This is a genomic window from Methylobacterium sp. CB376 (assembly GCF_029714205.1).
Classification (GTDB): Bacteria; Pseudomonadota; Alphaproteobacteria; order Rhizobiales; family Beijerinckiaceae; genus Methylobacterium.
Map to the genome: position 1 here is coordinate 5486633 of NZ_CP121648.1, position 13493 is coordinate 5500125.

The 13493-nt window shown below is 74.9% G+C and carries 13 protein-coding genes; 6 read left to right on the plus strand and 7 right to left on the minus strand.

Features of this window, described 5'->3' with window-relative positions; genetic code table 11:
• Positions 1-218: 218 nt before the first annotated feature.
• The 3 genes from QA634_RS25280 to QA634_RS25290 all read right to left on the minus strand — a co-directional run bounded on the left by QA634_RS25280 (position 219) and on the right by QA634_RS25290 (position 2944).
• Positions 219-1658, minus strand: coding sequence for a caspase family protein (locus tag QA634_RS25280; RefSeq protein ID WP_012334744.1), 1440 nt, complete (start codon positions 1656-1658; stop codon positions 219-221).
• Between the two features lie 197 nt (positions 1659-1855).
• Positions 1856-1981, minus strand: coding sequence for a hypothetical protein (locus QA634_RS25285; protein WP_018260989.1), 126 nt, complete (start codon positions 1979-1981; stop codon positions 1856-1858).
• A gap of 78 nt (positions 1982-2059) precedes the next feature.
• Complete coding sequence (locus QA634_RS25290; protein ID WP_012334745.1) at positions 2060-2944, minus strand: DUF4399 domain-containing protein; 885 nt, start codon at positions 2942-2944, stop codon at positions 2060-2062.
• A gap of 215 nt (positions 2945-3159) precedes the next feature.
• Between QA634_RS25290 and QA634_RS25295 the strand changes: the two genes are divergently transcribed.
• Together QA634_RS25295 and QA634_RS25300 are read left to right on the plus strand one after the other, a co-directional pair.
• Positions 3160-4767, plus strand: a complete 1608-nt coding sequence (locus tag QA634_RS25295) for an SUMF1/EgtB/PvdO family nonheme iron enzyme (protein ID WP_012334746.1) — start codon at positions 3160-3162, stop codon at positions 4765-4767.
• A gap of 95 nt (positions 4768-4862) precedes the next feature.
• The gene (locus tag QA634_RS25300; RefSeq protein WP_012334747.1) at positions 4863-5993 is read left to right on the plus strand and encodes a M20 family metallopeptidase; all 1131 of its coding nucleotides are present in this window, start codon (positions 4863-4865) and stop codon (positions 5991-5993) included.
• Positions 5994-6148: 155 nt separating this feature from the next.
• Here QA634_RS25300 and QA634_RS25305 read toward each other — a convergent pair whose 3' ends face one another.
• From QA634_RS25305 to QA634_RS25320, 4 genes are all read right to left on the minus strand, one after another.
• On the minus strand, positions 6149-7195 hold the full coding sequence (locus tag QA634_RS25305; RefSeq protein ID WP_012334748.1) for an HD-GYP domain-containing protein: 1047 nt from the start codon (positions 7193-7195) through the stop codon (positions 6149-6151).
• A 97-nt stretch (positions 7196-7292) separates the two neighbouring features.
• Positions 7293-7781: an RrF2 family transcriptional regulator gene (locus tag QA634_RS25310; RefSeq protein ID WP_012334749.1), complete on the minus strand. Its 489-nt coding sequence runs from the start codon at positions 7779-7781 to the stop codon at positions 7293-7295.
• A gap of 7 nt (positions 7782-7788) precedes the next feature.
• A complete protein-coding gene (gene dut / locus QA634_RS25315) occupies positions 7789-8277 on the minus strand; it encodes a dUTP diphosphatase (RefSeq protein ID WP_012334750.1) in 489 nt (162 codons plus the stop codon).
• A gap of 232 nt (positions 8278-8509) precedes the next feature.
• Complete coding sequence (locus tag QA634_RS25320) at positions 8510-9160, minus strand: GntR family transcriptional regulator (RefSeq protein ID WP_012334751.1); 651 nt, start codon at positions 9158-9160, stop codon at positions 8510-8512.
• A gap of 129 nt (positions 9161-9289) precedes the next feature.
• Between QA634_RS25320 and QA634_RS25325 the strand changes: the two genes are divergently transcribed.
• The 4 genes from QA634_RS25325 to QA634_RS25340 are packed head-to-tail and all read left to right on the plus strand — an operon-like array spanning position 9290 to position 13435.
• Entirely contained in the window at positions 9290-10606 is a 1317-nt protein-coding gene (locus tag QA634_RS25325; protein ID WP_012334752.1) for an MFS transporter, read from the plus strand.
• Between the two features lie 11 nt (positions 10607-10617).
• Positions 10618-11298, plus strand: coding sequence for a DUF2848 domain-containing protein (locus tag QA634_RS25330; protein WP_012334753.1), 681 nt, complete (start codon positions 10618-10620; stop codon positions 11296-11298).
• Positions 11299-11318: 20 nt separating this feature from the next.
• Positions 11319-12131 carry a hypothetical protein gene (locus QA634_RS25335; protein WP_012334754.1) on the plus strand — a complete coding sequence of 271 codons (813 nt, stop codon included), beginning with the start codon at positions 11319-11321 and terminating at the stop codon, positions 12129-12131.
• On the plus strand, positions 12128-13435 hold the full coding sequence (locus tag QA634_RS25340; protein ID WP_012334755.1) for an amidase: 1308 nt from the start codon (positions 12128-12130) through the stop codon (positions 13433-13435). Before QA634_RS25335 ends, QA634_RS25340 begins: the two co-directional genes overlap by 4 nt.
• The last annotated feature ends 58 nt before the right edge of the window (positions 13436-13493 follow it).

Genomic DNA, 13493 nt, shown 5'->3' on the forward strand with positions numbered 1-13493 from the left:
CCCGGGCGTCATCCGACATCCGGTTGATGGCTTCGCCATCTCCCATTTCGGCCATGCGGATGTCGGCTTCGCTCAGGCGCCGCGCGGGCTCGTGATCCGGTTGATGGCTTCGCCATCTCCGATTTCGGCCATGCGGATGTCGGCTTCGCTCAGGCGCCGCGCTCAGGCGCCGCGCAGGCGCGTGATCCGGGATCCGCGTCGATCAAGCGGATCCCGGATCACTCCTCGCCCACGCTCTCGCGCAGGCGCTGCAGCTGCGGGCGCAGCTCCTGGCAGCTGAGGTCGCGCGCGAAGCGGTCGATCGCCGGCACGTCGCGGCTGTTGCGCAGCTGGGCGAGGATCTGGGCCTCGCGCTCGCAGGCGCCCGGGGTCGCCCGCGCCGTGCTCGTCGTCAGCGGCTCGCCGGGGATCGGCGGGATCGGGTCGGGCAGAACGGAAGGCGGTGCGGGCGGACGCACCGCCTCGATCAGCCGGGCGAGCTGCGGGCGCAGCGCCTCGCAGGTGAATTCGCGCTCGAAGCGCAGCACTGCCTCCGGCGCGCGGGTCGCGCGCAGGCGGGCGAGGGTCTGGGCCTCGCGCTGGCAGGCCCCGTTGTGCTCGGCGCCGGGCGGGGAAGCGGCGGGGCCGGGCGCGACGGCGGCGGTCGCCGGGTCGGTGCCGACCGGCCGCGTCTGCGGGAGCGGCCGGCGGGCTGGCTCGCCGGCCGGCGGCGCGGCCGGGCTGCCCGTGAGCTTGGCCACCTGGGCGCGGGCCAGATCCGCGTAGAAGCCGGCCGGATGCGCGGCCAGGAAGGAGGACCACGCCTCCCGCGTGCCGACGCGCTCGGCGAATTCGTAGTCGCGCCGCATCTCCTTGGGGTCGCCCTCCGGGTCGGCGGCCCTGACGTCCGGCACCAGCGCCATGGTGGCGCCCCCGAGGGAGCCGTAGACGAAGGGCTCCTGCTTGCCGCCGGTGAGGCGCAGAACCTCGTCGCGGACCCGCCCGAAGGCGACCCGCACGTCGAGGCCCGGCGCCGCGAGGTGCTTGAGCATCGCCGTCGTGAAGGGGCTGTGGTCGCCGCCGCCGTCGTCGGCGACCGACCCGGCCTTGGCCGCGAAGGCCACGAGGGTGTCGCTGATCAGCGGGTCCACCTTGGCGAGGCCGTTCGCCACGCCCCGGATGCTCACCATCCGCTGCATGCCGACGTTGAACGGGTTGTTGCGGCAGGCATCCAGGATGACGAGGCGCAGGCGCCGCGCCGGCTCGATCGCGCGGATCACCCGCTCCAGCGACAAACCCTCGTCCTCGACGTCGAAATCGGTCCGCAGGCGGGCATCGGTCGGGATCAGGTAGTTGACCCCCGCGACCTCGATGCCGTGGCCGGCGAAGAACACCACCGCAACGTCCGCGTCGCGGCTAGTCTGCATGAATTCCCGCACGGTGCGTTTCAGCTCGACCGTGCCGAGATCCTGCCTCAGGTCGACCGACTCGAAGCCCGCCCGGCGCAGCATCTCCGCCATGGCCGAGGCGTCGCGGCCCGGATTGGCGAGCACCGGCACGGAGCGGTAGGCGGAGTTCCCGATCACCAGGGCGACGCGCCGGTCGGCCGCCGAGGCCCCCGTCCCGGTCAGGAGGCATGCCGCCAGGATCAGGAGCGGTCCCAGTCTCCACCGCAACATCCTCGCCTCCTCGCGGCGCTCCCGCGCGACGCGCTCCCCCGCTTCTCCGGGACGGGCCCGGCCCGATGGACGGTTCCCCGCCCCGATACCGCGACCCAGCATGCGCCGGTTGCGGCCATGAACGCAATCAACTGTGACGTGCTCAAGCCCGCTCCGGCCGGCGGCGGGCGCTCAAGCCCGCCCCGGGCGGCGGGCGCTCAAGCCCGCCGCCGGCCGGGATGCGGGATGATCCGCGCCGGGGCCGGCTGCGGCTCGACCGGCTTGTCGGGAAACCACATCTTCACCGTCGTCCCCGTGCGGGGGTCCAGGATGGTGAGGGTCATGGACGCCTCCTCTGTCGCTGATGCGGACCATTCCATCCCCCGGCCCGGGCGGATGTGATGGACCGCACCCGGGGCGCCTCAGCCGTAGCGGCCCCGCCGCGGCGCCCGCGCCCGGGGCGGCCGGCCCGAGGCGGTGACGAGGACGCGGATCGGCTTGGAATAGATCGGCGGATCGTGCGGGACGTGGTCCTCGTCGGCGAGCAGCAACTGCAGGGTGTGGCGGCCGAGCGGCAGCGTCACGCGCGCCTCGGTCTGGCCCGCGCCGAAATGCAGGTGGTTGAAATCGTTGGGAATCGGCCGGTCGAAGGGCGGCAGCGGCGTGTCGATGAGCAGGTGGTGGTGGCCCGTATTGGCCTTGACGATCCCGGCCGGCGCCACGCCCATGTTGATGAGACCGAACCGGACCAGGACGGTGCGCGGCACCGTGGCGCCGTTCACCGGGCTCGCGATGTAGACCTTGGCGCCCTTGGCCGAGGCCCGGCGCTGCCCCGGCGGTCTCGGCCCGGCCGCGACGCCGCCGGCGCCGCCCTCCCGCACCACCACCCGGATCTTCTCCGACATGATCGGGGGCGAATGCGCGATGTGCTTGTGGTCGCCGAGCAGGAGCTGCAGCGTGTGCTCGCCCGGAGGCAGGTTCAGCTCGGCCTCGGTCTGACCCGCGCCGAAATGCAGGTGGTTGAAGTCGTTGGGGATCGGCTCGGAGAGGTTCGGCAGGTCGGTATCGACCAGCAGGTGGTGGTGGCCGGCATTCTCCCGCGGCACGCCCGCCGGCGCCACGCCCATGCCGTGCAGGCCGAAATGGATCGTGGTCCGGGTCGGCAGCACGCTCCCGTCCTTGACGTCGACGAAGTAGACGCTCGCGCCGGCCGGCGCCGGGGAGGGTCCGCCCCGCGGCGCCTCCTGGGCGATGCCGGGGTGCGGCAGGAACAACAGCAGTGCCGGCAATAGCCTGGTGAGTCGCATCGCCCTCTCCTCCGGGTCAGCCACGACGCCGAAATGTCACCCAATAATCGGTCCCACGCAAAGCACAGTGCCTCTTTTTACTGCTCCTCGTTCAGTCGAGATGTGCTTTGATAAGCGGCAAAATGCCGCAATCACAGTTTTTCCCTACCACGCCGGAGCGATTCGTTGTTGGCTGTGCTGCGGGTCGCGCGATGACCTGGGTGTGCGAGTCGAGCATGGGACGGACCGGACCGGCCGGTGCGGCGCTTGCGGCGGCGAGGAGCCTCGTCCTCCTCCTGTGCCTCGTCCTCGGGCCGGGACCGGCGGCGGCGCAGGGCCGCGCGGTGGTCCTCGAAGCGAGCCCGCGCATCGCTCTCGTCATCAGCAACTCGGCCTATTCGGGCGGGGGCGATCCCCTCGGGACCAACCGCTCCGCCCGCCTCGTCGCGGAGGAGCTGGACCGGCTCGGCTTCGTGGTGGAGGCCGGGGAGAATCTCACCAAGGCGCAGATGCAGCAGCGCGTCGCCGAGGTCGCGGCCCGGATCGGGCGCAGCTCCGTGGTGGTGTTCTTCTACAACGGCTACGCGATCCGCTCGGGCCAGCAGAATTTCCTGATCCCGGTCGGGGCCAGCGTGCGCTCCGAGGTTCAGGTGCGCCAGGAGGGGCTCGACCTCGACTCGATCCTCGCCGAGTTCACCCGCCGCGGGGCGGCGACCCGGATCGTCATCGTGGACGCGGCCCGGCGCAACCCGTTCGAGGAGACGTTCCGGCGCCCGCCCGAGGGCTTGGCGGCCCTCGACATGCGCGACGGCACGCTGGCGATCTTCAGCGCCGCCCTCGACAAGCCGCCGGAGGAGGCCGACGACGGCGGCCTGTTCGTGCGCGAGCTCCTGCGCCAGATCGCGGCCCCGGGCGTGAGCGCCGAGCAGGGCTTCGCGCGCACCCGGATGGCGGTGGCGCGGGCGACCGGGGCGCGGCGCGTGCCCTGGGTCTCCTCCTCCCTCCTCGACGACGTCTTCTTCGCGACGCCGGGCGCGGCGCCTCGCCCGCCGCCCGCCGGCCCGCCGCCGGTGGCCGAGGCGCCCTCCCCGCCCCCGGCCTCCGAGCGCGCGGCGGGCGAGGGGCCGAGGCCGGGCGAGACCTTCCGCGACTGCCCGACCTGCCCGGAACTCGTCGTGGTGCCGGCGGGCGACTTCGTGATGGGCGGGGACGCGGAGTACGAGAAGCCCGCCCACCGGGTGACGATCCGGCGCCCCTTCGCGATCGGCCGGCACGAGGTGACCTTCGCGCAGTGGGATGCCTGCGTGGCCGCGGGCGGCTGCAAGGGCGACATCGACGACCACGGCTTCGGGCGCGGCGACCGACCGGTCATCGACGTGAGCTACGACGACGTGCAGGGCTACCTGCGCTGGCTGTCCGCGCAGACGCGCCGGACCTACCGCCTGCCGAGCGAGGCGGAGTGGGAATACGCGGCCCGCGCGGGCGCGACCTCGCCGTTCTGGTGGGGGCCGGCGGCGGGCAGCGGGCGGGCGAATTGCGAGGATTGCAGCCAGGCTCCGTCCCACCGCACCGTCGCGGTGGGCTCGTACCGCCCCAACGCCTTCGGGCTGTTCGACACCGCCGGCAACGCCGCCGAGTGGGTCGAGGATTGCTGGAACATGAGCTACCGGGGGGCGCCGACCGACGGCGCGGCGTGGCGCACGGGCCAGTGCGACCTGCGCGTCCTGCGCGGCGGCTCCTTCACGGCCCGCTCGGCGCTCCTGCGCTCGGGCTCGCGCTTCCGCTACGACCACGACATCCGCTACTACGCCAACGGGTTCCGGGTGGTGCGGGAGCTCCCCTGATCCGCACCGGGCCGGGGCCGGCCTGCGCCACATCGCCCCTTGCGGCGGGCCGGGCGGCGGGGGATGGGCAGGCTTTCGTCCCCGAGGAGCCCCCGATGTCCCCCGAATCCGCCGCCCCGTCGCCCGAGGAGGCCGTCGCCGCGATCAGCCGCTGGCTCTCGGTCGAGAGCCCGACCCACCACGCGGCCGGGGTCAACCGGATGATGGACCTCGTCGCCGACGAGGCCGAGGCGACCGGCATCCCGTGGGAGCGGATCGGCGGCACGCAGGGCCTCGGCGACAGCCTGATCCTGCGGGCCGGGCCGCGGACCGGGGAGCCCGCCCTCCTGGTCCTGTCGCACCTCGACACGGTCCATCCGGTCGGCACCCTGGCGGAGCTGCCGGTGCGGGTCGAGGGCGACCGGCTCTACGGGCCGGGCGTGTACGACATGAAGGGCGGGGCGTGGCTCTGCCTGCAGGGCTTCATCGCCGCGGCGAAGGGCGGGCAGGCCCGGCGGCCCCTCGTCTTCCTGTTCACGAGCGACGAGGAGATCGGCTCGCCGACGACCCGCGGGCTGATCGAGGATCTGGGGCGGCGGGCCGAGGCGGTGCTGGTGACCGAGCCCGGCCGGGACGGCGGCCGGGTGGTCACGGGCCGCAAGGGCGTCGGGCGCTTCGACATCCACGTGGAGGGGCGCCCCGCCCATGCCGGTAGCCGCCACGCGGAGGGGCGCAACGCGATCCGCGAGGCCGCCCGGCTGATCCTGGAGATCGAGGCCCTGACCGACTACGCGCGCGGCATCACCACCACGGTCGGGCTGGTCCAGGGCGGCACCGCCGAGAACGTGGTGCCGCAGCATTGCCGCTTCACCGCGGACCTGCGGGTGGTGACGGAGGAGGACGGGCGGGCCTGCGTGGCGCGCCTCCGCGGCCTGCAGGCCGCGCCCGACTTCACCGTGACGGTGACCGGCGGCATGAACCGCCCGCCCTATCCGCGCTCGGACCTGACCGGCCGGCTCTTCGCGCAGGCGCGCGCCATCGCCGAGCAGGAGCTCGGCCTCGCCCTCGGCGAGGTGCCGCTGACGGGCGGCGGCTCGGACGGGAACTTCACGGCGGCGCTCGGCGTGCCGACCCTCGACGGCCTCGGCATCGACGGGGACGGCGCCCACACGCTGTGGGAGTACGGCCTGATCTCCTCCATCGCGCCGCGGCGGCGGCTGATGCAGCGGATGCTGGAGACGCTGTGATCCGAAATCCGACGGATTGCGTCGCAATGCGGATTTCGGCTTCGCTCAAGCGCCGCGCCGGCTCGTGATCCGACGGATTGCGTCGCAATGCGGATTTGGCGCAGCCCGCGCCCCGTCCGGGCCCCCTCGGGGTCCGGGAACGAAGGGCCGGGCCGTCACGCCGCCCGCGTCGCCGGCCGGTCCTCCACGAGGGCGACCACCTCGTCCCAGCGCGACAGGAAGGCCCGCACGCAGGCCGGGTCGAAATGCCGGCCCGCCTCCTCCTCCAGGAAGGACCGGGCCCGGTCGAGCGGCCAGCCCGGCTTGTAGACCCGGTCCGAGATCAGCGCGTCGAACACGTCCGCCACCGCGGTGATGCGGCCCGGCAGCGGGATCGCCTCGCCTTTCAGGCCGCGCGGGTAGCCGGTCCCGTCCCAGCGCTCGTGGTGGGTCAGCGCGATCTCGGCGGCGAGGCGCAGGAGCCGGGACGGGCTGTCGCTCAGCATCCGGTAGCCGCGCAGGGCGTGCTCCATCATCTCGACCCGCTCGGCCTCGCTCAGGGGCCCGGGCTTGCGCAGGATCGCGTCCGCCACCCCGATCTTGCCGATGTCGTGCATGGTCGAGGCCAGCGCGATGTCGTTCGCCTCCTCCTCCGGGAGGCCGAGCCCGTCCGCGATGGCGATGACGCAGCCGGCCACCCGGGTGAGGTGGCCGCCCGCCTGATCGTCCCGGTACTCCGCCGCCAGCATCAGGCGGTGGATGATCTCCCGCTCCCGCTGGGCGCTCTGCGCGTGCACCCGCCGCATCTCGCGGGCGAGGTCCTCCGCCTCCGCGGCGCCCGCCTGGGCCCGGGACAGGGCGACGAGGTTGCGGGCGCGGATCTGCAGGTCGAACCCGTCGAGGGGCGGCAGCACCACGTCGGTGGCGCCCGCTTCGAGGGCGCGCCGCCGCGCCGCGCCCGGCTCGCCGCTGCCCAGCACCATCAGGGAGGTGCGCACGAGGTGCGGCAGGCGGCGCAGGTCGCGCACGAGGCCGATCGCGTCGAGGCGGGGCCCGTCCTCGATCAGCACGAGGTCGGTGCCCTGATCCGCCAGGGCGCTGCGGGCGGCCTCGGCCTCGCCGAGGACCAGGGTGGCGTAGGCGGGGGCGAAGAGGCGCGAGAGCTGCGCCGGATCCGGCCGTGCCGTGACGATGACGACGGAGGGGTCCGCGGCGGAAGTCATGGCGTGTCTGGGATCCCGTGCCGGGCCGTCGGGTGCGGCGGCATCAGCGAAATGTCGCCGAGTTTGCTGAAGCGATCTTTAAAGCATGTTTTGGCGGTCAGATGGCGAAATCGCTGCCGCTGGGCAGGTCCGGGAAGATCCTGGCCGCCTCGGCCCGTCGGCAGAGCTCCTCCACCGTCACCGCGTCGAGGGTCGCGAGGAAGGCCTGCCCGGCCGCCGCGAGGAGCGGGTCGATCAGCCCCGCCGCCGGCGCCGGCCTGCCCGCCTCGCCGTCGCCGAGGGCCAGCACCGCCCTGGCGATGTCGCCGACGCGGATGCGGCGGCGCTCGCGGGCGAGTTCGTAGCCGCCATGCGGGCCGCGCAGGCCCTTGAGCAGCCCGTGCCGGACCAGGGCCTGCAGCACCGTCTCGAGGTGGCGCGGGGGCAGGCCGTGGCGGGCCGCGAGGGCCCGGGCGCTGACCGCCTGCGGCCGGGCGTGGAGCGCGATGTCGATCACCGCCGCCACCGCGAGCGCGAGGCGCGGGGGCGCCAGCGCCGGCGGGGCCGCGCCGGCGGGCTCCTGCGGGCTGGTCGAGGCCTCCCCCATCGCGCCCTCAGTGCCGCCCCGTCGAGCCGAACCCGCTCTCCCCCCGCGCCGCCGCCTCGCCCGAGAAGGTCTCGACGAGGCGCAGGGCCGGCCGGGTCACCCGGGTGAAGACGAGCTGCGCCACGCGCTCCCCCGGCGCGATGGTGAGCGGCCGGGACGCGCCCGGCGGGTTGCGGTTCCAGAGCGAGAGCATCAGGGGCCCCTCGTAATCGGCGTCGATCACCCCGACCGTGTTGCCGAGGACGAGCCCCTCCCGGTGGCCGAGCCCCGAGCGGGGACAGACCAGGCCGCACCAGCCGGGATCGCGGATCGCCACCGCGAATCCGGCCGGCACCAGGACCGGGGCGGCCTGCGGGGCGAGCGTCAGGGGCGCGTCCAGGCAGGCGTGCAGGTCGAGCCCCGCCGCCTGCGCCGAGCCCCAGCGCGGGAACCCCCACCCGGAGAGCCGCGGATCGAGGAGGCGGATCTCGACCGCGAGGTCGTCGGGCCCGGTCATGCGCCGCCCCGCCACCGCATTCCGCCCCGGTGCCGCGGTCGGGCGCATCGGCCGGAGGGCAGGTCGGGCATGGGCGAGCCTCGCGCTGGCATCGCCCGGCGGCGCGCCGGATCCGGCGCGGACGATGCGGTCAGGTATCCGGTGATGGGCGCGGCCCGGCCGGGCCGCCCCGCGGCGCCCTTATGCCCCGGCCGCGCGCCCGCGGCTACACCCCCGGGAGGGGGAGCCGGCCTCAGCCGAGCCGCGCGGCGAGGGTGCGGGCGAAGGACTCGATATGCGCCGTCATGGCCGCCGCGGCGTCCGACGGGGAGCGCCGGGCGAGGGCGTCGCGGATCGCCGCGTGCTCCACCGCCACCTCCGCGAGGTGCTGGCCGGTGCCGAGGGACAGGGCCCAGAAGCGCACCGATCGGCCGTGCAGCCCGTCCAGCACCTCGGCCAGGACGCGGTTGCCGCTCGCCGCGGCGATCGCCGCGTGGAAGCGCCGGTCGGCCTCGATGATCGGGTCGAGGTCGGGCGAGGGCGCGGCCGGGGCCTCGGCCAGCACCGCGTCGAGCCGGGCCAGATCCGCCGCGCCGATCCGCTCGGCCGCCCGCGCCGCGCAGGCCGGCTCGGTCAGCCGGCGCACCTCGACGAGCTGCGCGAACTCGTCCATCGAGAGCGGCTGCACCAGGACGCCCTTGCGGGGCAGGATCCGCACCAGCCCCTCGTGCATCAACCGGTGCAGCGCCTTGTTCACCGGCGTGCGTCCGATGCCGAATTCCGCGCAGAGGGCCGCCTCGTTGAGCGCCTCGCCGGGCTTCAGCCGGAGGGCCAGGATGTCGCCCTTCAGGCGCCGGTAGGCCCGCTCGTTCTCCGAGATAATGGGGGGATCGCCCGCTCTCATCCGCTCACCGCTCCCGCAGCGCGGCCGCGCCATAGCACGGTTTGTGAAATTTCACAGGCATGCTAATTGCGAGGCCAAGCGCCGATCGGCCCCGTCCGGGCGGGGGGAGAAGAGCGCGGGAGAAGTGCGATGATGCGGGGAGACGAGGTGAGCGCGGCCGAGCTGGAGGAGGGTTACCGCGGGGCGACCCTGCGGCTGATCCCCTTCCTGGTGATCCTGTTCATCCTGGCCTGGATCGACCGGGTGAATGTGGGCTTCGCCAAGCTGCAGATGCTGACCGACCTGCGGTTCAGCGAGGCGGTCTACGGCTTCGGGGCGGGGATCTTCTTCGTCGGCTACTTCCTGTTCGAGGTGCCGAGCAACCTGCTCCTGGAGCGCATCGGCGCGCGCCGGACGCTGGCGCGGATCACCATCCTGTGGGGGCTCGCCTCGATGGGCCTCGCCTTCGTGCGCGACGAGTGGACGTTCTACGCCGTGCGTTTCCTGCTCGGCGTGTTCGAGGCGGGCTTCTTCCCGGGCGTGGTCCTCTACCTGACCTACTGGTTCCCGAGCGCCCGGCGCTCGCGCATCAACGGCCTGTTCATGACCTCCTTCGCGGTGGCCGGGATCGTCGGCGGGCCGGTGGCCGGGCTGATCATGGGCACGATGGGGGGCGTCGGCGGCCTCGCCAACTGGCAGTGGCTGTTCATCCTGGAGGGGATCCCCTCGCTCGTCGCCGGGCTCGCGGTGCTCGCCTGGCTGCCGGACCGGCCCGAGAGCGCGCGCTGGCTTCCCGCGCCGGTCGCCGCCGCCATGAGCGCGGCGGTGGCGGCGGAGGGCCGCGCGGCCGGCAAGGAGGCGCATCTCGGGGCGGCCCTGCGCGACGGCCGGGTCTGGCTCTGCGCGCTGATCTACTTCTGCATCGTCAGCGGCAACGCCACCATCGCGTTCTGGACGCCCTCGATCATCAAGGAGATCGGCGTGCGCGACCCGATCGCCATCGGCCTCCTCTCGGCGATCCCCTTCGTCGCCGGCACGGCCGCGATGGTCTGGAACGGCGCGCATTCCGACCGCCGCCGGGAGCGGCGCCTGCATTGCGCCGGCGCGAGCCTGGTCGCCGCCGCGGGCCTCGCGGCGACGGGCGCCCTGATCGGCCAGGCCGTCCCCGCGCTGGCGGCCCTCACGGTCGCGGCGATCGGCATCCTGGCGGCCTTCCCGGTCTTCTGGGCGCTGCCGCAGACCTTCCTCTCCGGCACCGCCGCGGCGGGCGCCATCGCGGCGATCAACGCGATCGGCAACCTCGCGGGCTTCGCCGCGCCCTCCATGATCGGCCTGTCCACCTCCCTCACCGGCTCGTCCAGCGGCGGGCTCACCGTCGTGGCCGGCCTCGAACTCCTGGCCGCCATCCTGGTCTTCGGCTTCGCGCGCTGGCAGGAGGAATCCGCGCCCGAACCGGCCATTCCATGAGGAACCCCGCGATGCTGACCTTCCACCGCAGCGCCCGCGGGCGCGAGGACCGGATCGCCATCGAGCCCGAATCCGTGGTGATCGCCGGCTGGGCCGGGAGCGACGAGGCGGCGATCCGCCACCACATCGAGGAACTGGCGGCGATCGGCGTGCCGCGCCCCTCGGCGGTGCCGGTCTATTACCGGGTCGCGGCCCAGACCCTCACGCAGGCGGCGCGCCTCGTCGTGCTCGGTCCCGACACCTCCGGCGAGGCCGAGCCGGTGGTGGTCTCGCTGGCGGACGGGCTCTGGCTCGGGCTCGGCTCCGACCACACCGACCGCAAGGCCGAGACGCTCGGCATCGCCCTCTCGAAGCAGCTCTGCGGCAAGCCGATCGGCACCGGCCTGTGGCGCCTCGACGAGGTCGAGCCGCACTGGGACGCCCTGGTGCTGCGGGCCTACGCGACGATCGACGGCGCGCGGGTGCTCTACCAGGAAGGCGCGCTCGCCGGCCTGCGCCGCCCGAGCGACCTCCTGGCACGCCGGCCCGGCGGCCCGGACCTGCCGCCCGGCAGCGTGATGTTCGGCGGCACCCTCGCGGCCATCGGGGGCATCCGGCCGGCCTCGCGCTTCGAGATCGAACTGGAGGATCCGGTGCGCGGAAAGCGCCTCGGCCACGCCTACGACGTCGAGGTGCTGCCGGTCGTGTCCTGAGGCGGCGGGAGCGGCAGGGGATGCTCGCCGGGGCGGAGATCGTCGCCACCGCCGCCAAGATGGCGGCGAGCGCGGCCGTGGTGGTGGTCGCCGCCCGGGCGGTCGAGCGCGCCGGGCCCCTCGTGGCGGCGATGATCGCGACGCTGCCGCTCTCGGCCGGGCCCGCCTACCTGTTCCTCGCCCTGGAGCACGGGCCGGATTTCCTGCGCGCGAGCGCCGTCGCCAGCCTGCCGGCCATCGCGGCGACCGGGATCCTGATCGTGGTCTACGCCGCCCTGGCCCGCCGCGGCGGGCTCGCCCTCAGTCTCGGGGCGGGGCTCCTGGCCTGGGGCGCGGCCGCCACGGCCCTGCGCCAGCTCGCGCCCGGCCTCGCCCCGGCGGCCGGCCTCGCCGCCCTGGCGCTCCTCGCCTGCATGGCGGCGGGGCGGGCGATCCGCCCCGCCCGGCCGGTGCCGCGGCGGCCCGGACGGCCCCGCGACGTGGCGATCCGGGCCGGGATCGTCATGGGCCTCGTCGGCCTCGTGCTGCTGGCCGGCCGGGTGGCGGGCCCGGGCCTCGCCGGTCTGCTGGCGCTGGCCCCGGTCGTGATGGTGAGCCTCGCGCTGATCCTGCATCCGCGCCTCGGCGGGGAGGCGAGCGCCGGCGTGCTGGTCCTCGGCCTGCCCGGACTCCTCGGCTTCGTGGCGGCCCTCACGATCCTCGCCCTGACGGTGGAGCGCCTGGGGGCGGCCTTCGGCCTGACGCTGGCGCTCCTCGTGACCCTCGCCTGGAACGGGGGCATCCTGCTCCTGAACCGCCTCTGGCCCTCTCGCCCCTCGGAGACCGTCCCGTGAACCCGACCCCCGCGAGCCCGACCCCCGTGCGCGACGACCTCGAGCGCCGCCTCGCCGCCATCGGCGAGGAGGCGGGGCGCCACGTCTTCACCCGCGTCGCCGCCCGGGCGGCCCGCGCCGAGGCCGACGCCGCCGATGCGCGGCGCCGGGCCGGGCTCTCCCTCGGGCCGCTCGACGGCGCCATCGTGTCGATCAAGGACCTGTTCGATGTCGCGGGCGAGCCGACCACGGCGGGCTCCGCCATCCGGCGCGCCAGCCCGCCCGCCGCCGCGGACGCGCCGGTCGTGGCGCGGCTGCGCCGGGCGGGCGCCGTGATCGTCGGCAAGACCAACATGACGGAATTCGCCTTCTCGGGGCTCGGCCTCAACCCGCATTACGGGACCCCGGGCAACGCCGCCGATCCGGCCCGGCTGCCGGGCGGCTCCTCCTCGGGAGCGGGGGTCTCGGCGGCCCTCGGCACCAGCGACGTCGCCATCGGCACCGACACGGGCGGGTCGGTGCGGATCCCGGCCTCCCTCAACGGGGTCGTCGGGTTCAAGCCCACCGCCCGGCGCGTGCCCCTGGCGGGCGCCTTCCCGCTGAGCCCCTCCCTCGACTCGATCGGGCCGCTCGCCCGCAGCGTCGCGGCCTGCGCGGCGGCCGACGCCGTGATGGCCGGGGAGGAGCCGGCGCCGCTGCGCCCGCCCGCCCTCGCCGACCTGCGCATCGGCGTGCCCCGCGGCCTCCTCTTCACCGACACGGATCCGGGCGTGGCGGCCGACGTCGAGGCCGCGCTCGGCCGCCTCGCGGCGGCGGGCGCCCGCATCGCCGACATGACGATCGACGACCTGCTGGAGCGCTTCGCCCTCGCCACCGCGGCGGCGCCCATCGCCTCGGTCGAGGCCTACGAGGTCCATGCCGACTGGCTCGATCGCGAGGGGGCCGGGATGGATCCGCGGGTGCGGGTGCGCATCGAGCGCGGGCGCCCGGTCGGCGCGGCGGCCTACCTGCGCATGATGCGCGCCCGGGCCGAGCTGATCCGGGCCTGCGACGCGCGCCTGCTGCCCTTCGACGCCGTCGCCCTGCCCACCACCGCGATCCCGGCGCCGACCATCGCCTCGGTGGCCGAGGACGACGAGGCCTTCTCGCGCACCAACGTCCTGATGCTGCGCAACACCATGGTGGGCAACCTGTTCGACCTCACCGCGCTGTCGCTGCCGCTGCCGGGCCGCGCCCTGCCGGCGGGGCTGATGCTGCTCGCCCGCCACGGCCACGACCGGCGCCTGCTCGAGATCGGGGCCGCGATCGAGGCCTGCCTCGGCTGACGGGCAGCCCGCGCGGCCGCCCCGGCCCGCGCCGGGATTCCTCCCGCTTCCGTCGGGG

Coding starts and splice junctions, on each gene's coding strand:
- QA634_RS25280 (WP_012334744.1), bottom strand. CDS start 1,658: ATGTTGCGGTGGAGACTGGGACCGCTCCTGATCCTGGCGGCATGCCTC.
- QA634_RS25285 (WP_018260989.1), bottom strand. CDS start 1,981: ATGACCCTCACCATCCTGGACCCCCGCACGGGGACGACGGTGAAGATG.
- QA634_RS25290 (WP_012334745.1), bottom strand. CDS start 2,944: ATGCGACTCACCAGGCTATTGCCGGCACTGCTGTTGTTCCTGCCGCAC.
- QA634_RS25295 (WP_012334746.1), top strand. CDS start 3,160: ATGGGACGGACCGGACCGGCCGGTGCGGCGCTTGCGGCGGCGAGGAGC.
- QA634_RS25300 (WP_012334747.1), top strand. CDS start 4,863: ATGTCCCCCGAATCCGCCGCCCCGTCGCCCGAGGAGGCCGTCGCCGCG.
- QA634_RS25305 (WP_012334748.1), bottom strand. CDS start 7,195: ATGACTTCCGCCGCGGACCCCTCCGTCGTCATCGTCACGGCACGGCCG.
- QA634_RS25310 (WP_012334749.1), bottom strand. CDS start 7,781: ATGGGGGAGGCCTCGACCAGCCCGCAGGAGCCCGCCGGCGCGGCCCCG.
- dut (WP_012334750.1), bottom strand. CDS start 8,277: ATGACCGGGCCCGACGACCTCGCGGTCGAGATCCGCCTCCTCGATCCG.
- QA634_RS25320 (WP_012334751.1), bottom strand. CDS start 9,160: ATGAGAGCGGGCGATCCCCCCATTATCTCGGAGAACGAGCGGGCCTAC.
- QA634_RS25325 (WP_012334752.1), top strand. CDS start 9,290: ATGATGCGGGGAGACGAGGTGAGCGCGGCCGAGCTGGAGGAGGGTTAC.
- QA634_RS25330 (WP_012334753.1), top strand. CDS start 10,618: ATGCTGACCTTCCACCGCAGCGCCCGCGGGCGCGAGGACCGGATCGCC.
- QA634_RS25335 (WP_012334754.1), top strand. CDS start 11,319: ATGCTCGCCGGGGCGGAGATCGTCGCCACCGCCGCCAAGATGGCGGCG.